16 protein-coding genes and 2 pseudogenes are annotated in these 19288 nt (G+C 65.2%); 9 read left to right on the top strand and 9 right to left on the bottom strand.

What is annotated here, in order from left to right; genetic code table 11:
• The first annotated feature begins 11 nt into the window (after nucleotides 1–11).
• The 6 genes from LT988_RS24420 (at nucleotide 12) to LT988_RS24445 (ending at nucleotide 6192) form a co-directional block, all read left to right on the top strand.
• On the top strand, nucleotides 12–1067 hold the full coding sequence (locus LT988_RS24420) for a DUF3150 domain-containing protein (RefSeq protein ID WP_232408106.1): 1056 nt from the start codon (nucleotides 12–14) through the stop codon (nucleotides 1065–1067).
• Between the two features lie 113 nt (nucleotides 1068–1180).
• Nucleotides 1181–2968, top strand: a complete 1788-nt coding sequence (locus LT988_RS24425; protein WP_232408107.1) for a VWA domain-containing protein — start codon at nucleotides 1181–1183, stop codon at nucleotides 2966–2968.
• Between the two features lie 258 nt (nucleotides 2969–3226).
• A complete protein-coding gene (locus LT988_RS24430) occupies nucleotides 3227–4012 on the top strand; it encodes an N-6 DNA methylase (protein WP_232408108.1) in 786 nt (261 codons plus the stop codon).
• An 85-nt stretch (nucleotides 4013–4097) separates the two neighbouring features.
• The gene (locus LT988_RS24435; RefSeq protein WP_408648024.1) at nucleotides 4098–4601 is read left to right on the top strand and encodes a JAB domain-containing protein; all 504 of its coding nucleotides are present in this window, start codon (nucleotides 4098–4100) and stop codon (nucleotides 4599–4601) included.
• A 119-nt stretch (nucleotides 4602–4720) separates the two neighbouring features.
• Complete coding sequence (locus LT988_RS24440; protein WP_232408109.1) at nucleotides 4721–5767, top strand: DUF7146 domain-containing protein; 1047 nt, start codon at nucleotides 4721–4723, stop codon at nucleotides 5765–5767.
• A gap of 164 nt (nucleotides 5768–5931) precedes the next feature.
• Nucleotides 5932–6192, top strand: coding sequence for a histidine kinase (locus LT988_RS24445; RefSeq protein WP_232408110.1), 261 nt, complete (start codon nucleotides 5932–5934; stop codon nucleotides 6190–6192).
• 86 nt (nucleotides 6193–6278) lie between these two features.
• Here the strand turns inward: LT988_RS24445 and LT988_RS24450 are convergent, their stop codons facing one another.
• Nucleotides 6279–6521, bottom strand: a complete 243-nt coding sequence (locus LT988_RS24450) for a DUF6868 family protein (protein WP_232408111.1) — start codon at nucleotides 6519–6521, stop codon at nucleotides 6279–6281.
• Nucleotides 6522–7669: 1148 nt separating this feature from the next.
• Between LT988_RS24450 and LT988_RS24455 the strand changes: the two genes are divergently transcribed.
• The 3 genes and pseudogenes from LT988_RS24455 to LT988_RS24465 form a co-directional block, all read left to right on the top strand.
• Nucleotides 7670–7951: a WGR domain-containing protein gene (locus LT988_RS24455; protein WP_232408112.1), complete on the top strand. Its 282-nt coding sequence runs from the start codon at nucleotides 7670–7672 to the stop codon at nucleotides 7949–7951.
• 71 nt (nucleotides 7952–8022) lie between these two features.
• A complete protein-coding gene (locus LT988_RS24460; protein WP_232410679.1) occupies nucleotides 8023–8277 on the top strand; it encodes a hypothetical protein in 255 nt (84 codons plus the stop codon).
• A pseudogene (locus tag LT988_RS24465) lies at nucleotides 8273–8445 on the top strand (ATP-binding domain-containing protein); the annotation flags it as partial. The gene LT988_RS24460 and the pseudogene LT988_RS24465, both read left to right, overlap by 5 nt.
• A 599-nt stretch (nucleotides 8446–9044) precedes the next feature.
• Here LT988_RS24465 and LT988_RS24470 read toward each other — a convergent pair.
• From LT988_RS24470 to LT988_RS24505, 8 genes and pseudogenes are all read right to left on the bottom strand, one after another.
• Nucleotides 9045–9608, bottom strand: coding sequence for a hypothetical protein (locus LT988_RS24470; RefSeq protein ID WP_232408113.1), 564 nt, complete (start codon nucleotides 9606–9608; stop codon nucleotides 9045–9047).
• Between the two features lie 570 nt (nucleotides 9609–10178).
• Nucleotides 10179–12722 carry an AAA family ATPase gene (locus tag LT988_RS24475; RefSeq protein ID WP_232408114.1) on the bottom strand — a complete coding sequence of 848 codons (2544 nt, stop codon included), beginning with the start codon at nucleotides 12720–12722 and terminating at the stop codon, nucleotides 10179–10181.
• Nucleotides 12723–13015: 293 nt separating this feature from the next.
• Complete coding sequence (locus LT988_RS24480) at nucleotides 13016–14071, bottom strand: hypothetical protein (RefSeq protein WP_232408115.1); 1056 nt, start codon at nucleotides 14069–14071, stop codon at nucleotides 13016–13018.
• Nucleotides 14072–14074: 3 nt separating this feature from the next.
• Nucleotides 14075–15154 carry a trypsin-like peptidase domain-containing protein gene (locus LT988_RS24485; protein WP_232408116.1) on the bottom strand — a complete coding sequence of 360 codons (1080 nt, stop codon included), beginning with the start codon at nucleotides 15152–15154 and terminating at the stop codon, nucleotides 14075–14077.
• Nucleotides 15155–15179: 25 nt separating this feature from the next.
• A complete protein-coding gene (locus tag LT988_RS24490) occupies nucleotides 15180–16811 on the bottom strand; it encodes a hypothetical protein (protein ID WP_232408117.1) in 1632 nt (543 codons plus the stop codon).
• Between the two features lie 279 nt (nucleotides 16812–17090).
• On the bottom strand, nucleotides 17091–18005 hold the full coding sequence (locus LT988_RS24495) for a trypsin-like serine peptidase (RefSeq protein WP_232408118.1): 915 nt from the start codon (nucleotides 18003–18005) through the stop codon (nucleotides 17091–17093).
• Between the two features lie 395 nt (nucleotides 18006–18400).
• Nucleotides 18401–18655: pseudogene (locus LT988_RS24500) on the bottom strand (toprim domain-containing protein); the annotation flags it as partial.
• A 251-nt stretch (nucleotides 18656–18906) separates the two neighbouring features.
• A complete protein-coding gene (locus LT988_RS24505) occupies nucleotides 18907–19197 on the bottom strand; it encodes a hypothetical protein (RefSeq protein ID WP_232408120.1) in 291 nt (96 codons plus the stop codon).
• Nucleotides 19198–19288: the final 91 nt, after the last annotated feature.

Here is a 19288-nt window from a genome sequence, read left to right on the forward strand (position 1 = left end):
GGAGCCCACCGATGCACACGATCACCCACGTCACCGACCGGTTCACCCTGGTCATGTTGAACGTCGCCATCTGGTCCGGACGCAAGAAACTGCGCGCCGAGGACCTGAAGCTCGGCACCGAAGTCCCGCCCGAGGAGTTGGTCTCCCTGGGCTCGAAAAGGGTCTGCGACCCCGAGCCGTTGAGGATCTTTCACAGCATCAAGAAGGGTGCGGAGCGCACCTGTCTGCAGGTCGGAACCCGCTTTCTCGGCGGGTTTGCCGTGCCGCATGCCCAAGCCGAGTCGATCGCCGAGAGCTTGGCGGCGCTGAAGGTGGAGTTCGACGCCGAAACACGGTCCTTCCTGGCCGGCTACGACCGGGCGTTGGAGGAGTGGATCTCCAATCTGCCCGCCTGGGAGGAACCGATCCGCCGGGCCATCGAGCCGGCGGAGGTCGTCGGCACGCGTCTGCGCTTCGGCTACCAGATCGTGCGGATCGCCCCGGCGGAGCAACCGGGGACGCTCGAGGAGGAGGTCCAGGGGCTCGGCGACGGCATCTTCGCCGAAGTCGAGCAGATGGCCCGCGAGCTCGAAGGCAGCTTCGAGGGCAAGGAGAAGCTGCATCGCCGTGCGCTCGGCACCTTCCGACGCATCCGCGAGAAGCTCGCCTGCCTGTCCTTCGTGGACCGGCGGATCCAGCCGGTGGTGGACACCCTCGATCAGTGGTTCGCCCGCCTGCCGACGGACCGCCCGATCGAAGGCCCGATCTTCAACGAAGGCATGGGGCTCGCGCTGCTGCTGTCGGACGCCGAGCGCATGGCACGCCACGGGGCGGGCCAGTGGGCGGTGCAGCAGGACGGCGTGCCGAACGACAGCGACAGCGACATGGAATCGGACGCCACGCCGACCGAGGTGACGCCGTTGCCGCTCGCCGTGCAGTCCGCGATGGACTTCGAGGCCGAGATGGACGCCTTGTTCGGCGATGGGCCGGTCGAGGCCGACATCGACGTGCAGGACGACCCACCGCAGCCCGCGTTCGCCAGGCCCGTCGAGGAGACGGTCGCGGACGTCGAGGGCTTCTTCTTCTGAACCGAGCCTGAACCCGAGCCGGCGCATCCGCGCCAGCTTCGCATCATCCCACCCGACCGGGGTACACCGCCCCCGCCGGGGTGGTGTGCCCCTTCTTCACTCAGGAGCACACCATGACACCCAAGACCTTGACCGACGCACTGCCGATCGTCGCCGCCGCCTACGGGCGCAAATTCGGCATCCCCGTGCGGATCGGCGGCACGCAGGCCTGCACCGACGGCGGCGTAATCGTCATTCCCGCGATCGGGACCGACCCGAGGGCTCGGACGCTGGCGTGGGGCTATCTGGCCCACGAAGCGGCCCATGTCCGCTACACCGACTTCGCCCTGCCGAGGGCGCACACGCCGCTGGAGCGGTTCATCCAAGGGGTCATCGAAGACATCCGGATCGAGGCCGAGCTGATCGCCGTCTATCCGGGCACCCGCAGGACGCTGGATGCGGTCGTGGCCGCTCTGGTGGCCGACGGCTCGCTGTCGGCGGTGAGCGAGACCGAAAGCCCGTCCGACATCCTCGGCAACGGGTTCCTCGCCCTGGCCCGGCATCGCTATCGCAAGCAGGACGCGCTGGCGAGTCATGCAAAGGAGGCCGATCGCGTCATGCGGGCGGTCTTCCAACCGCGCTTCGTGCATCGGCTGCAGGGACTCATGTCCGAGATCCCGAGGCTCGCGAGCACGGCGGCATCGATCGACCTCGCCCGGCGGATCGTCGGGTTGATCGATGAGGAATCGCAAGAGCCGCCGCCTCCGGCGCCGATCCAGCCCACTTCGCCGTCCGACGGGGATAGCGATACGGACTCGGATGCGGGCTCCGCGACGAGTGAACGCGGAGACGACGCCGAACAGGATGATGCCGGAGACGGAGGATCCGAGAACGGCGCATCCGCAGACGATGGAGGAGCGAATCGGGCCGAGGAGGACGAAAGGGGCCAGGACGGTCGAAGTGCGGACTCCGGGACAGGCTCGTCCGAACAGAGCTTGAACCAGGGTCGAGAGACCGAACAGACCACCGACCCCGACGGCACCACGGCAGGCAACGACGCCCGCCGCACACTGCAACAAGCGCTCTCCGCTACCGACGCCGACCTCCCGGAGGATCTCTTTGCCTCGGTCGCCCAAGCCCTGAACGGGCAAACCCGCGATCCGGCGACGCTGCTTCCCGCAGCGGAGACGTATTTCGGGGACCTCCGATCGGGGCGGATGGCCCTAGACCGCGTCAAGGGACAGTCGGCAAAGCTTGCGGCGCGTCTGCAGGGCTTGATCGAGACCCGAACCCTGGAACGCTCCCGAGCGGGTCGACGTGGACGGGCGTTGAGCCCGAGCCACCTGCACCGCGCCGGTGTCGGCGACCCGCGGGTGTTCCGGATCCGCGAGCAGGCGATCGCGCCGAATACGGCGCTTCACCTGTTGGTCGATCTGTCCTCGTCCATGCGTGCAGGCCGAGATGCGATCGCGTTGGATGCGGCCGCAGCCCTGGCGCTGGCCCTGGAGCCGGTCAAGGGCGTCTCGCGCGCGGTGACGGCGTTTCCGAGCCTGCAGGGTCACGACGACAAAGTGACCCGGATCCTGGCGCACGGCGAGCGGACGGCGTCCCGCGTCGGGGCGTTCGTCCAACGCGGTCGCGGCGGGACGCCGATGACCGGGGCGCTGTGGTTCGCCGCGGCGGATCTGCTGGCCCGTCGCGAGACGCGCAAGGTGATCATCACCCTCACCGACGGACAACCCGACGATGTGTGCACCGCCGCCGAGCTGATCGAGCGCGCCGGCGCGGCCGGCATCGAGATGATCGGCGTGGGCATCGCCGTGGACGTCGGGCGTCTGTTCCCGATCGCCGTACGGATCGACGCCGTCGCGGACCTGAAGACCGCGTTGTTCGGGATTGCCGAGCAGCTTCTCCTGACCTGAGCCCAGCCATCGGGACCGCGGGCCGGTCGTCCTTCGCGGACGGTCGGTCCGGGTCCGGGAGGTGTGCTCGCCGTGGGCGCGCTCGCGCGTTCATCGCAAGCACGGTTCCCCGGATCCTCGCTGTCGAGGATCTCCGAGAAGCGGTCGCTGGCCGCCCGGTTTGCCGGAAACACAGCCGAACCCACAGCAGCAATCCACCCCGCGGGGAGAGGCACTCTCCCCCGGGGACGGTGCGTCTCCCCGTCACCGGAGAGACGCATGTCCACACCCCACCCCGCCCGCGCGCTTGCGGGCCTGATCGAAACCCTCGCGCGTCGCGGCGACCATCGCCCCGACGAATGGCTGCGCTTCCTGACCATGGATGTCCTCGCCGGCTTCGGCGAGCGACTCGAAACCCCCTGGGACGAGCGGCGTCACGCGGCGCTGTTCGAGCTCTCCGGCCTCTACGGACGGCTCGTCGCCGAGAATCCCTGGCGCGACATCCTGGGCGCCGTCTACATGGAGCTGAGCGCACACGGTCAACGCAAATGGATGGGGCAGTACTTCACGCCCCAATCGGTCGCGGATTTCATGGCCGAGATCAACACCATGGATATGGATCCGTCGGCGCATCCGAAGGACCGCTTCATCACGATCCTGGAGCCGACCAGCGGTGCGGGAATCCTGCTGCTGTCGGTCTGCAAGACCATCGCGATGAAACACGGTGCCGAGGCGCTGCGGCGTCTGTCGCTCACGGCGATCGATCTGGATCCGCTGTGCGCGCGCATGACCGCCTGCCAGCTGCTCGCCAATGCGGCCCTGCATGGACCGCTCGGGGAGATCCTGGTCTACCGCGGCAACGCGCTCGGCAACCCGGCCGATCTGGAGGTGGTGACGCATCGCCTCGCCGCACCCCGACGCGTCGGCGGCCAACCCGAGCCGGTCCCCGAGGTCCTCCCGGCCCGCGCACCACAACGCCTCGCGGCCGTCACGGCGGCTACCGAGAGCCGTCAGTTGAGCCTCTTCGACGACGCGGCGCTGCCGCCGCTGCAACGCACGGCCTAACGCGCCGACAGCCATCCACCCCGCGGGGACACCCTTCCCCTCACGGGGGAACGTGTCTCCCCGCTCGACCCCGGAGACACGACCCATGAAGAAACCCCAGCTGTCACTCCCCCTGGAACCCGACCACATGCGCCGGGCCAACCTGCCGGAAAGCGATCGGGAGCTGGTGGCCAACGCCATCCGCTGCCTGGAGCAGAAGTACCTGGTCAAGCAGGACTGCCTGACCAACCCGGAGGCCACGCGCAACTTCCTCAAGCTGCGCCTCTACGGGCTGCACTACGAGGTGTTCGCCTGCCTGTATCTGGACAACCGCCATCGCGTCATCCGCTACGAGGAGTTGTTCCGCGGCACCATCGACGGGGCCAGCGTGCATCCCAGAGAGGTTCTGCGCAAGGTGGTGGAGACCGGTGCGGCGGCGGTCATCTTCGCCCACAACCACCCTTCGGGTGTTCCGGAGCCCTCCCAAGCCGATCTGCGCCTCACCCAGCGACTGCGCGAAGGCCTCTCGCTGTTCGACGTGCGGGTGATCGATCACATGATCGTCGGCGACGGCGAGGCCGTCTCCATGGCCGAGCGCGGCGTGCTCTGAGGGTCGCACCCGCGTCGCCGGCGGACCTGACCAGCGTAGTGAACCCAATCCACCCAACCCCGCGGGGCCGATCTCCCCGTCGGGGAGGTGTGCCCCGCCCAACCTCGGAGACACACCGCATGAACCACTCAAGACGACCGATGACCATCGACGCACAGACCGTCCGCGAGCACGCCCGCGGACGTTGGATCGGCATTCTCGGTCGGCTCGCGCCGACCCTGGAGCCCGCCCTGGCACGGCCTGGTCGCCACGTGCCCTGCCCTGTCCATGGCGGATCGGACGGGTTCCGGGTCTTCCGGGACGTGGAGGAGACCGGCGGCGGGATCTGCAACAGCTGCGGCCCCCGGCGCGACGGCTTCGCGTTGCTGATGTGGGCCAACGCTTGGGGCTTTCGCGAGACCCTGGAGGCGGTCGCCCGTGATCTGGGGCTCGACACGGGATACCCGCGGGCGATCGCGGCGCGACCGAGACCCGTCGTCGTCGCAGGAACCGACCAAGACCCGACCATGGCCGAGGCAGCCCTGCGGCGCGTCTGGTCCCAGACCCTGGACCCGGACGACCGACGGGCACTCCCGCTGCGGCGGTATCTGTCCCGTCGCGGGATCGATGCCGAACCCGACCCCCGCGTCATCCGGTTTCATCCGGAGCTCGTCTACTACGAGGACAAGACGCGCGTCGGCACCTTCCCCGCGCTTGTGGCCAAGGTATCGGATGCCGACGGTCGACCGGTATCGCTGCACCGGATCTACCTCGATCGCGCGGGACACAAGGCCCCGGTCGCGCATCCGAAGAAGATGATGCCGGCGATCGGCACGCTCTGCGGGGGAGCCCTGCGGCTCTACACGGCCGGTGCGACCCTCGGGATCACCGAAGGAATCGAGACCGCGTTGGTGATCCGCCAGCGCACCGCGATGCCGGTCTGGGCCGGGATCTCCGCGACCCTCCTGCAGCGTTTCGTGCCGCCGCCCGGGGTCGAACTGGTCGTGATCTGGGCCGACCTGGATCGCTCGGGGACCGGGGAGCAGGCTGCCCTCGCGCTGCGCGAGCGACTTGTCTCCCGAGGCATCCGGGTAGCGCTGCATCTACCGAAAGGGCCGATCCCGGAAGGGAGCAAAAGTCTCGACTGGTGCGACCTGTGGCGGCTGGACCTGCGCGCCGTGGCCTGACCGAGCGGTGAGCGCATCGACCCGCACCCCGACGGGTGCATGATCGGCGAGGTCATCCGTCAACCCAAGCAAACCCGCCGGGGCGAAAGCGCCGGTGGGTTTTTTGTTGCGTCGACGATCGACGCGCGATACTGAGGGCTTCGCCTGTTCACCGACGATGCGCGATGACCGAGACGACAATGCTTGATTGGTTCGACGCCGGCAGTCGCGTCCTCGAGGGCGCTCGCACACCCGACCTGTTCCCGCCGCTCGACGACGCGCACGCCCAGCGCGCATGGCTCGCTGGGTTCGCGGGCGCCTGGGCGGAACGCAACGGCGAGGAGGCTGCCGAGGATGCCCTCGTCGCAGCGCTGGAGGGGCGCCCTGCCCTGCTGAGACAGCTTTGGGAGCGAGGTCCGGGAAAGATCACGCGCAACTGGTCATGATCCGGGTGAAGGCAAACGGCGTCGCCTGTCATGACCGGAGCGGCGCCCCGCCCGACGGCGCGCGCTCGGTACCCGACCCGGCAGTGTCAGTCCGACAGGTAGAGCGCGAGAAGCGGCGCCAGGTTCAGCAGCAGGATGGCAAGCTTGTAGGCGGCCATACCCGCATAATGGATCGCGTCGAAGGTCTCGACCGAGAGCCTGAACCATCGGCTGTGCAGGCGATACATCCAGTCGTGAGCCAAGGCGAAGCCCACGAACCACAGAAGCAGAAATCCGTAGTTGATACCGACACACCAGAGCAGGAAATCCGTGATGCCTGTCGTCGTCATACCTCACCCCTCATAGCGGCCGATCGCAACAGCTCCGGCGAGCCGGCAGGGTCCGCTGCAAGTCGTCCCCGGGCCGACCGATGGCGTGGCTTCGCGCAGAATCGGGTCAGAGGGGCCGGAGCCCCGTCTGCCCACAGAACCGTGCGTACGGATCCGTACACGGCTCCTCACGTAAGGCGTATCCACCGACTCACATCAAACGCTTCCGGAATCCCGACCGCCAGGTTCTTGGCGAGTAGGTTTTCGAAGAGTCTGTGCTCGTCGGTCAATAGGTCCCTTCCGCTCATTTCACTCTGTTCTTTGCATGAGCCTTTCCGCAACCGCACCGACGATTCACCCGATGTCTACGTCTCGGACACTCGCCGGCTCCCAATCGGGCTGGTCTCGGGCCCACGGTCTTTAACGAGCTTCATCGACCGCTTACGTGTTCCGCCCTTCACCTCCGACGTCCCTGCCGCTGACCCGATGTTTTACCCTCGGTGACGTCACCGCCACCTCATCGGCACCGGGTTTTACGATTACTACGGCTTCATCTGCAGGCCCCCGTCCCATCACGGATCGCGTCTCCGCGCCGCTTAGGGCTTAAGGTGTCGCGGTTACACCGACCCAAGATCGACGGCCCTTCGCCGGGTAAGCTAGTCGCCTCTGTCCTCGCCCACCTACCTTCTCTACGTCCGGGGATTACGGGGAGATCATCGGGCTTCGGTGATCCACGGCACCTCGCCCAACCCCACACGCCTCAACAAAGGTTCGCTCTCGCTTAGGTGGCGAGTTTGGACTCCGGCTTCCTTCAGATCCCTCATTGGCTCCCCTCCGGTAGCGGCCTTGCCATCGCCCTCGCCCATGAGGTGCAGGGGGAGTTTCTTCGGGCACCCTTGCCTTCGCCTACGTGTTCCCCTCTCCCTAAGGCCACGGTTGGACTTGCACCAACTAGCCGACTAGCATGCCGGTCACACGCGCAGACCTCGCCTGGCTCGGTCCGCGCTTGTCATGAAAGTGTGTATCCGCCGGAAAGCAGAAGCAATTTCTTCGGCTGAACGGACATGCTGCGCCAAGGTCGGGCACCGTGCATGTCGTGAGGCACTTTGAGGCAGCGTCGTGTGCGCGGATATGCCCGTGGGTGATATCCTCGTTGAACGTCCTGATCAATGGTGGCACGTCTTGGGATGCCTGTGGTCTCGCAACAGGGGCAGCGCTGGATCAATCCCGAAAAGGCCCGCTATTACCGGGTCGTCCTGGAAAAGGACCTGTTCGGTACCTGGAGCCTGATCGCCTGCTGGGGTGCATTGCACTCGCGGCGCGGCGGGATGCGGGTCACCGCGCTGACATCGCTCGATGCCGGGGTCGCGGCGCTGGAAGGGATCGCCAAGCGACGGCAGCAGCGGGGATATGTGCCGGTGACCCCGCCGCCCGACCCCTCGGCGTGTTGAACGCAACCGCTGCAGAACCCATGGAGACTTGAGCAGCTGACGTCGGGGCTGACTATTACGAATCACTGGTCATGGAGGCAAATCGCAAATTTCATGACCTGATCGCCAACCTGCAGGAAGCCATGACGTGCGGCGCATCACCCAAAAGTGAGGAACCTTGCTACGGCGGTGCAATGATCAAGCAGTTGGAATCCCTGCGTGAACTCAAACGTCGGGTGCGCTACGATCGGGTGGCGGTGTCATTGCAGGTCGTCACGATACTCAGCTCCAAGCGTCCTGACGAATATCCAGATCCCGAACGGGGCCAACAGGGTCGAGCATCGTGAGGGCTCGGAGTACCCGGCCGCGGTCATCCCGCTGGCGACTCAGCATTACACCTTGTTGCAGCGCAATCTACTCTACACGGCGGTGACCCGCGGCAAGCGCTTGGAAATGCTGTCGCTCTGCCCAAGGCGGTCGCCATGGCGGTGAAGCAGACCGGGGTCGGGCGGTAGACGCGCTTGCGGGAGCGGTCGGTTGAGGGGTGAGGGTTTCGAAGACCAGGGCGGGGAACTCCCGGTTGGCCGACGGAGCGTCTCTTGGAGGATCGAGCGATCAGGCGCGCCGATCCGATCCAGGTCTGCGAGGCGGTGGCATTCGGCTAAGAGCCCACGCTCGGCATAAGTCTCTGCACCGACCGCTTGACGCGCTTTGCGGACTCCCAGGGCTGCTGCACCCAGCGATCACTTCACCCCGCGCACGGGGTCGCCAGGAATAGGGTGATCGACAGACCGGTCTTGTTGCACAGCCGCCGCTGGCAAACACGCTAACCTTCCGTTGCGAGCCTGCCAAAGCGGACACGCAGCGCAAGGGGTAACAGGCTGCTGCACGCCGATTTCCGAGGTCAAAGCGGAATGGGGCAAGGGCAGCGATTGAATCCTGGGGCTCTAACGACGCTGCCCAGAACGCGAACCCTGAAGCAGCCTGATCGAGAGCGAGGACTGCTTCAATGCGTCGCAGTTTGTGCGCTTCGTGAGTTGATTTCCTTGCGTTCCGCTTCCACCGAAAGCGCCCGAACTGGGGAGGCTGGCTCAGCGATTCGCCCCGGCTCCGCCTATTCCGGATCAGCAAACTTCAGAGTCAGCGTGTTTCCGCTAACTCTAGTTCCGCTAAATGAGGCTTCTGGTCCCACTGTCGCGCCGTACGCGTCGAACTCGAAAGACAATCCCCCTTCGCGTTTCCTAGTTACCTCAAAGGAAGAGGTGACTGTTAACTCACTTAGCTCAAGAGATCTCACAAGGCCAGTCGCTGCCGCCGATGCCAAGATCTGTTTCGCGATACGGTTGCCGTCGATTGGGGCAAGCTCCGCACTTCGTTTTCTCGGCCTTAGCTTTAACTCAAGAGAGTTGCTGTTCACCAATTTGTGACTCAGTGCCCCCGATACAATAACCACTTTTACCTTACCGTCGGCGGATGTCTCTGTCTTCGTAAGCAGGGAAACTGTTGCTTCTTTGAGGTCGGGTAACGGCGTAACTGTCGAGTCCATTGCAATCGCGTCGACAGCTTTCTGGAGTTCCATTAGCACTTCTTCTAGTGTTATATTGGTAACCGTCGCCGAGGGCATCGACACGCAGGCGCTTAGGCTCAAAACGGTCAAAAGTGAAAATAAGATCTTCATGAGTTAATTCTCCTAATTGTCATCTGTTTCCGTTATCTGAATGAATCAAGGAAGCCAGATTCCCGTTAAATATCAACGGGGTGGGTGCAAAATGAGCGCATTCCTAGACTCACTCGGTAGGTGCCACGTTCCAGCAGTGCATCCTAACGGAATCCGACGCGGATCTCACCTCCAGCTCCGACCTCGCCCTCATTTCCAGGCATGGTGTTGCATGAATGCACCGATCTGGCGGCGGATGCGGCAGATTCTAGCTTGCTATGTGGCGCTGCTGTGTATGGGCAAGATCGACTTCTAGGCCATCAACGGGTTACGGGAGGATACCCTGGCCGGGCCAACGGAATCCCTTGGGTTGGCAATCCGAAACCAAGAGATCCGATGAAGAGAGTACCACCATTGACGCAGCTCAGAGCAGCGATCGAGGAGCCGTTGCAGGGCGGTGCCGACGACATGGGCCCTCCGCGTAGCACGCTGTTGCGGTTGGCCCTGCAGTACATCGTCGAGGGGGCTACAGAAAACGAATTCTTCACCGCCGGAGACGCCGTAAGCGTGCCGGCACCCAACTGCCCCGCATTACCTCGATCGTCGCTTCGATGGATCAATCGACAGCGAGTCCGCAACTCCAGCACGGAAGTAATCCCGGAACCCCCGCAGAACCACGTGGCCGGCCTCGATCTTCGATAACTCGCTACCAAGCTTGCGGGTGTCGCGCCCGGTGAGGACCTCTGTTGCCACTTGCCGAACCGCGCGGGGATCGAAGTTCGACTCCTTCACCGCCTGCAGCGCGTCGTCGAGCGTCTGCCCCTGCGGCAGCTTCTTTTCTGCCGCTGCGTGGGCAATGGCGCGTCCGAACGATTCAGCCTGAGAGTCGGATGCGACCTCGATACCCAGGATCTCGATCGCCGCGGCCGCCAGGCGGGGCTCGTCCTTGGCGAGTTCGGCGGCTGCCTCACGCAGCAGCACAGGTCGCTCGCGCAGCCTGCGCAGCATCTCATTGTCGAGCATGGCGCGGGCATCGCGGCGCAGCACTGCGCGCTCTTCGCGCGCCTTGGGATGCAGCTGCCGATGCAGCCTCAGCGCGGTGACCGCGACGCGGAAACGCAGCAGCCGACTGCTGCTGTGAACCGCCACCGCCCTCGCCTCCTTCAGCGTCGCTTCCGCCGCCGCCAGGCTCCCTCGACCCTCGTCGATGACCACCATGCGCAGCAGCAGTTCCAAGGCCATATCGATCGCGCCGTCGGCGGTGGCGGACTCGACACCACGCCGGGCGACGGCCAACGCCCGGTCCGGCTCGCTCAGGAAACGGTACACATCCGACTCGATGCCGAAGAGGGCACTCCTCGGCAGGCGTGCGGACCGCTCCTGAAGCACCTTCAGGGCGTCCAGTGGCGCCTGGCCCTTCAGATATCGATTGGCCGAGCGCTCCACCTGCGCCTCCCAGGCGGACTGGTCCGCCGACTGCCGCGCGCGCGCGTCGAGGGTCACTCCGAGGCGCTCTGCAAGCCACAGCCGCTGCTCGGCTGCAAGCTCGTCGAGCGCGCCTTTGAGTCGTGAGCCCGCTTGGTCGGTCCAGCGCGGGGAGATCGTCCTCCACGCTTGCCGCAGGCGCAGCCGGTGATAGATTTCCTCGGCGCGGGCAATGACGTCATCCGTATCCTGCTTCGCGTAGTGCTTCACCGCGTTCTTGTCGATCGTCTCGACGACGGATGCCTCGACGTGGTCGGTTAGGTCCTCCAGCATGGCGCGGCGCACATCGGGTCGATGACGCAGGCTGCCGTCGATCGGATCGACCTCGACAAGCGCGGCCTCCTGGGCGAGGTCGCTCACGATTGAGGCGGGCGTGAGCCCGTCTTTGAATTCGAGGCCGCAGGGCTCGGCAAGGACCTGCTCCACAACTGCCGCGTCGATCCGGCGCACGACCAAACCGGGATAGGCGACCTTGCGCACATCATCGGCGTGCAGGTGAAGCAGAATGCGCCCATAGAGCAGGGCCTGAATCTTCTCGGCGCGCAGCTTGGTAAGCAGCGCCGCGCGGTCCTTCGCGAGCGCATCGACGCCCTCGTCGCGCAGCAGGCGGGCGGCAAGCTTGAGGCACATCGGGTTGCGGCTCACGACGCGGACGATATCGTCGAGGTCGCGCTCCGGAAGAGCTGCCATCCCCGAGGCCGCAATTGAGTTGGCGAGCAGCCGCCGGGCAGATTCGTCATCCAGCACGTCCAGGGTGATCGGGCGCTTGGCCTCGGGGATGCGATCGAGCGGCAGGGGATCATCCGGCGATTCTCGCGGCTGGTGCAGCAACTGCCCGGCAACGCGGGCGATGTACTCGTTGGGCAGGGTGCGACCCGACAGCAGTACCCGCGCGTTCGGCGCGCGCTTTTGCAGCTCGAAGGCGAAGCTCAGGAACGACTCGGTTACATCGGGCCCGAAGAACTGCACCTCTTCGAAGGTGTCGACCACGATCAGCACGGTGCGTCCCTTTGCCCACTCGGTCAGCCTATCGCCGAAGACCTCCGCCCCCGCCCCGGCAACGTTGACGGACTCGAAACTACGTTGCCCCTCGTATCGCCGTAGCTCGTACTCGAGTTCCTTGGCTGTACTCTCAAAGTAAAGCTTGGGTACCTCGAGCTGGGACTGCAGCTGGCCCAGTGCATCCAGCAAGAAGGTTTGCGGAAGCTCGGGCCGAATAGTCGGGCGGTCCACATCAAGGTAGGCAATCAGCAGATCCTGCGTCTCGACCTGATCGAGGATGAATTGGGCGAGCAGCGTGGACTTTCCGACTCCGCCGGGACCGTGCACGAACAGCGGCGCCCCGGGCGGCGGACCTGCCACGAACTGCTCGAGGCGGGCAAGCTCCTCGTCGCGGCCCACGAAGCCGGCGGCTGTCAGGCGGCGCATCGGCGCCAAGAGGTCGTGTCTATGCAGTGCCTTGTCTATCGCCCCCGGGGCCGGCAGTCCATCCAGTATGCCCGCGAGCCATTCCAGCACCGTGTGCAGCGAGGCGAGCTCATCACGCGAGAGCGATTCGAGCGCATAGGGCCCCGGCTGAAGCAGGCGCTCGAAGCCGCGCTGCAGGGCACTTTGCTCGCGCGCGGGGTTGGCCGCGAGTGCCTCGATCATCCTCTCGCGCGTCCCCAAGCGCATCAGTGCCTTGCGTCGCTCGTAAAGCAATAGGCTCCAGCGGCTGCTCGCCTCGGGGTCCGCGGTTACCTCGCAGAGCGGACGAAGCTGCGCCAGCAAGTCCTCGGGCATCTTCGTGTCGTCGCCGACCGCGCGAAGCTCCAGCGGATCGAAGCCCGCGAGCACCGCTGCCGCGTCGCAGAAGGGCAATAGCCCGTCGTCCTCGGCGGGCAGATCGAGGAAACGCTCGAGGTCGTCGAGCGTGAGCTTCGCTTGGGGCTCCTGCGCCTGCGTCATGGCTGCAACCCCTGCTGCAGCTTCTCGCCCATCCGCTCGACCCGGGTCGTCAGCTCCATCATGGCGGCCTTGTCGAGAGCCTGGTACTTCTGAAACAGCAGATCGGCGATCTCCTTGGCACGGCTTCCCTGAAGCGGGTTCGGGCCGGAGCTCGACAGGGCCTGCAAATGCTGTGCGACGAAGGCCGGCTGTGGGTATTCCGCATCGTCCTGCGCGATGTAGCGCAGCTCCGGATTGGAGATCGAGTCGTTGTAGCCGAGCAGTGCAATCCAGAGGTAGTCCAGCTTGAGCTCTTCGGCCGCCTCCGCCATAGCGAAGGCCGCCTCGCGCACCCCGGGCGTCACAGTCGGCTCGTTGAGGTCGTCGATCACCAACCAGTAGCGCCGCTTCAGACCCACGATCTTCCCCTTGAACGTTGCCAACAGCGCATCGATGCGCGCGAGCTGCGGGTCGTCGTTCAATGACGGCAGCGCCGAGAGATCGAGGTCGAGCAGACGGAATACCTCTTCGAACAGATGGCGTGGCGTATAGGCCTCTCCCTTGTCTTTCAGCCGGAGACGGATCGGCTGGACGCCCACGGTCACATGCGCGAGATGCCGCAGATACTCCCAAGTGTAGGACTTGCCACCCGGCGTGCCGCCACGCACGACCAGCATGCGTGTCGAGAAGGGGCTGACGTCGGTGGTGAACTCGCGGATGCGGTCGCGCAAGATCCGGCGCGCAATGAAGGCCGCTCTGCCGAGTACGATCGCGTCGTGCGCGTCGCCGGTCGGGGAGTAGTAGGTCGGCGCCATCAACTGCGCCGCGACTGTCTTCAAGTGCGCATTGCCACGTTCGCGCACCATCTCGAGCAGCTCCGTGTCACGCGGCGGCAGTTGTCCGTTGAGATAGCGAATCAGCGTCGCGACGCGCGCACGGAAGGGCATGATGCCGTTGTTCAGATTCGCCCAGTTGACCCCGAGGTCGGTGGCCATCAACTGCAGCCGGCCATCGTCCGAATGCTCGTCGAGTGCATCGGCGAGCTGGCCGATCTGGATGTCATTGAGCGGCATGCATCAGGCCTCCTGCGAGGGTAGCTTCCAGATCTTCTTGACCACCGAAAACGGGATCGCCTGGTTCCACTTCGGCGGCTCGGCGGGGTCACGCGCGTGGTGCAGCGCCACGAGCCTAAGGTCGGCGTCGAGCACGGGAGAGCCCGACGAGCCACCCTTGCTATTTGCGTCGTAGCGCACGCGGGTACCGGCCTGGTTAAAGCCCACGACGGCGCCAACGGCGAGCTGCAGCGGCTCGCCCCGCGGGTGCTGAAGCAGGAACACCTGGTTGCCGGCGGCGAGCGCGGGGACATCGCCCGCCGTGTCGATGAAGCCACGCGGCTCGGCCTGCACATCAACCGTGTCGCCGCCGACCGGCAGGTCGCCGATCGCCTCCGCGAGGCGGAGGATCGCGTAGTCGCTTTCGCTCTCGCCCGCCTCGCCGAGGGCCGGCTCCCAATCGAATTCGCTCGGCGGCTTGGAGTCCGCCAGCCAATCAGTCGCGAGACTCACCGTTACCGGGTTCTTCCTAGTCGGCACCGAGCCGTCGAGTGCCTGTCGGTAGTCGAAGCGAAGTTTGACGTCCTCGGCCCGCGCCTCACCGTTGCGGATGCGCGCGACGACATGATAGTTGGTGAGGACCAGGTCGGCGGCGACAAGAAACCCGGTGCCACCGCCGCCGGGGATATCGATCCGGCACACCTGGCCCTCGAGCCGCGGCAGGCGCTCGGTGAAGACCGCGGGATTGATAAATCGCGCGTTGTCCCTGATGACTTCCTCGAGCGTCTTGCCCGTCGTGTTGGAGAGCCTTGGTCCCGCGATGGTGAGTCCCAGGGCCTCGGCAATGGAGGCGAGCGCGGCGTTCTTGGGGCGGCGCTCGCGGGCGGCCACCACGAGGTCGAGCAGCCAGTCCTCCATGCGGGCATTGTCCAGCACCTCCTGCACACGAAAAGCGAAGGTTTTTCCAAACCCCGCTGGGGAGATCTTCGCAAAATCCTCTCCGAAGTAGTCTTTGAGTAGCAGCGTGAACGAGCCCTCATCGAAGGCGCCGTCGAGCGCCGTCCTAAACCGTGAATTCCAGGGGCCGCTCGGTGTCCAGCTCATAGCTCGATGCCTTCTAATGCGCGTGTTATCCGGGAACCTTCACGTTCATTTGTGTCGTGACTGAGGTCGGGGTCAGGTTCTGGATGCCGCCGCCGAAGGTGGTCATGCCGAATCCCCAGGCGAAGCTCCCGACCAAGTCCAGCGCTGTCCCGAAGCCAGGGTCGTTGAAGATCCACGCGGCGCCGATGACCAGAGCGATCAGGCCCCATATTGCCCATGCGAGGAGCGACAGACCACCGATCTGGAAATCGAGATCGCGGACCGTGACGTCGCGGCTCGCCGGCGGCTCGGCGCCTCCAGACTCGGCGCCGCTCCGGGCTGTGATCACCCGGGTTCTCAGCGCTTCAACTTTGGTCGTTGCGTCCTGTGCGTTCGTCACGACACCCGCAAGCTCGTCGAGGTCGCCCGCGAATCCACGTGCGGCGACTTCCTGCCCGGCTGTCTTGAGTAGCTTGAGGATGGGCGGGGCACCTTTGCGTAACAGGACCAGCAGACCTTCCAGAACCTTCGAGACCTCGTCGAGCTTCGCCTTCAACGCCGCGGCCGTATCGGGAATCGCGCCGAATCCCGGTCCGATGGCGACAACGGGGGGCAGCAGGTTCAGCCGGCGGAGTTCCGCGTTGCCGATCGACTCGTCGAGGTTGTCGGCCACGCTTCGCATCCGGGGCATTTCGATGTCGGACGGCATGGTTCGGCCGAGCTCGTTCTGGAATTGCGCGATGCCCTGGCGCATTGCGGTCGCCGCGCGCTGCGCCTGCAGGCGCGCCATCAACGGTCGCAGGAGTGCGGTGAGGAACAGCGTCAGCAGCAAGCCGGCGAGGGTGAACGCAACACCGAGCCAACGCCTTCCGTTGGAGCTCGCCTGCACCTTCATGGACACGTCCTTCATCGTCGCGCTGCCATCCGCGGTGAGACGCACCGCCCCATCGAAGGTGCCGAACGGCCCCGCGGAATCGCCGTCCTCGAGGCGCAGAAAGACCGTGCGCGTGCTGTTGCCGGGCACGTCGAGCTGGTCCTTTTCATCGCCATTCGGCTTTTCCAGCAGCCGCAGGCGCTCAACGCCGATCGCTTGGCCCGCGCCATCTTTCAGCGTGCTCTGAACGAGGCGCAGGTTGGCGACCGGCTCAGCGGGATTCTCGATTGTGATTCCGAAGACGCGTGACGCGGGCTTGTCACTCCAGGACACCGTCCAGGTGTCAGTGGCACCGTGCGGCGTCCACTGCGGCACGGTCGCGCTCTTAGCATCGGCCGAAAACGCCAGCGCGTAAGGCTGCGCGGGCTTTCCGAAGCTGAGGGTGAGGACCCAAGTCTGCGATGTGCCGGGCGCAACCGTCGATTTTACCGGCACCCGCCACATCAGACCATCTGCGCCCGTTCGCCCCGCGAATTGGGGCTTTCTTAATGGGAAGCCATTTCCCGGATCGACGATTTGGAGCGAATTCCCCAGCTCCAAGATCGTCTCTGCGTTAAGGGTGCCAACGCCCGTCGCCGTGAGCGTCGTCGTTTCCGCCGGCATGCGGACCACGTTGTTGTCGCCCAGAACGAAGCTTACGGCCCCTGGCTGGGTGGCGTCTTGCCCCTGGGCAACGTTCGCCGCCATGCCAATCGCGGCGGCAAGTGCGACCGAAATGATCCCGCGCAAGTCCCATATATGCATCTGTCACCTTACCCTTGCCGCGGGGACGGCTCGACCCGAATCAGGATCTCGCCACCCTCGCCGCCTTCGACTTCTACCTCACCGGCTGAGCCAGACTCGGTAACCGCCTGCAATCGGAAGACCCCCGGTGGCAACCCGACGTCGAAGCCGCCGTCGCTGCCCGTGCGCCGCCCGATATCCCGCGAGGGGGACGTGCCCCGCTCGACCGACACCCAGGCCCCAGCGACGCTATGGCCTTCGTGGTCCACAACTCGGCCATGGCGGCGCACCCGGTTCAAATTACGGCGTCCCCCTCTTGATCCAACCCTTGAGCACATCCATGACGTCCGGCAGGATGCGCGGGCCTGAGTTGGCGACGACATGGAGGTTGGCCGGCACGCCGCCGACACCGTAGGCATGGATCGCCACCACTGTCGGTACCTCCGAGTTGCCGTCGAGATACGCCCACACAGGGGAGCCGCTCTGCCCGCCGATCGTGTCGACGTCGTAGAACACGCGTCGCGGGGTGACGGCCTTTACGCGGTTTGCGTGGAAGTATTGCTGTCGGCCGTTTCCCGGACTCACCGGGTAGCCGCTCACATTCACGAGGCGACTGCTGAGTTCGGCGTCAGGAAGCACGCCGATCCCGAATGTGCCCACTTTAGAGCCGAGGTCGGCATCGAGGTGGATCGCGGCATAATCGAAGTCGGGGGCCTCGGCCTGAGTTGCGAGCCACGTGTCCGTGGTCGAGAACCTTGCTGATTTCGCCGAACCGAAAGGTTCATCGTCGTCGTCGCGGCCCGGGATGACCTTGATCGACTTCGCCCAGCCGCCAAGCTCGACAGGATCGAACACACAGTGGCCCGCAGTAATGACCGTGCGCGGCGCGGCGAACCAACCGGTGCCGGTGTAGGTTGACCCATTCTGGCTGGTGATCTCAAGCGCGCAGATCATCCGCCAAGGCGTGAGTTCTGTCTCGAGGATCTGTTTTCTGCGATCGACGTCGGTCAGGAGGCTCTCAAACACCGACGCGGGCTTGCGCAACGGCTCGCCACGAGTACCGCGCACCAGGAAGCGCTTCGACGCTCGGGACGGCGCGGCGTCGGCCTCCCCTACAGTACCGCCGATCACGTCGCGCGGCTTCGATGTGGCCGTCTCTCTGTTGCTCTCGAAGGGTCCCAGTGGTTCTGGGCTGTCGACTGATTTCAGTGCCATAGGTCCTCCGGTGGAATGCCGTCCTGCGGGTGAATACCCAAGCAAAGGCCCCGGACCGGCGCCCGACGCCCCCGTTGCGTGGAACAGCTATCACGACGCTTCGTTTATTCTAGGCTAATTTCAAAAGCCACGCGGTTCCCCGGCTCTTCCGACAGCCCTGAAGCATGACCGGCCACTAGCGCAGCCGGCGGCGCCGGCGCGGTGGTGTCGGATGTCGCCGAGCCGTTGAGCGGCGTCGCGGGGCGGCTGTCCGTGGCCGATGATGCGCTTTTCGCGTTGGTTTTCGGTGTTGCAGCAGTTCCAGGACGATGGCGTGCCTGCGCTACGGAGCGCATTGCGAAGGGCCGCCCGGGTTGAAGAGAGGGGGGGAATAGCGGACGTACCTCGGAATGCTGTCAACCGATTGCGAGAGCCACCCCGCTCGCACGCAGAAGCGCATCGTTCCAGTCCTTGGCATCGATCGGGACAGCCCGCTCGACCGCCAAGTCCCCCCTCCCCGTCTCCGCAACCAAGCCCCCGATGATGACCGCAAACCCAGCGCCTTCCTCGTCGTTGTCCGTCGCCATCTGCACCGCCGCCCCAGGCGCCAGGCGCTCCAGGGCCGCCCGGAGCAGGGCCGGCCGAGAGGGGTTCATGGTACCCCCGAAGCTCGCATAGCGGGCGTTGTCGTCAAGGTGCGGTCGATGTTCTCGACAAGCTAGATCGCCAAACGCTGATCATTGCTGAGATCTCGCACGGCCACCTGCACCAGGGTCAGGGCGACGGGCGTCGATGCCGTCCGACAACGTGATATCACCTGGCGAGCCCCGCGAATACTTGCCATGATACCCCAGAAAGTCTGATGAGCACCGACTTAGCCTGGAGCGCCGGAGGCCGCAGCAGAAAGTGGTCGGAGTTATGATCAAGGCCCGTTTTTGCACACCAGGCATTGCGCCTCGCCGTGCCCCTTTCGCTGGAGCTCTGCAGCGAATTTAACCGCAGGTCGCAACCGGCAACTCTCGGAAGTGATTGTTTTACCACGCTTTTTCTGATGGAAAGTATCGGCTTTCTCCAGCCGGCCTGCCACGAGATGTGCGAGCAGGTCTAGCCCGAGTTCGGAGCCGCCGCGACGATCGTCCCGAATAATGCGCTTCGCGCCCGGCTGCCAACTGAACCGAGAGGTCTGATTTTGGATCAAGATGTGAATTCTCATGCCCGGTCTCAGCAGATCGATCGTGCACTGCGCCGCTCCAGCGGCCCATGTGACGGGAGTTGGACGGCTTCCCGCAGAGATTTGCATCTTC

Origin of the sequence: Thiocapsa bogorovii, assembly GCF_021228795.1 — a bacterium.
GTDB classification, from domain to species: domain Bacteria; phylum Pseudomonadota; class Gammaproteobacteria; order Chromatiales; family Chromatiaceae; genus Thiocapsa; species Thiocapsa bogorovii.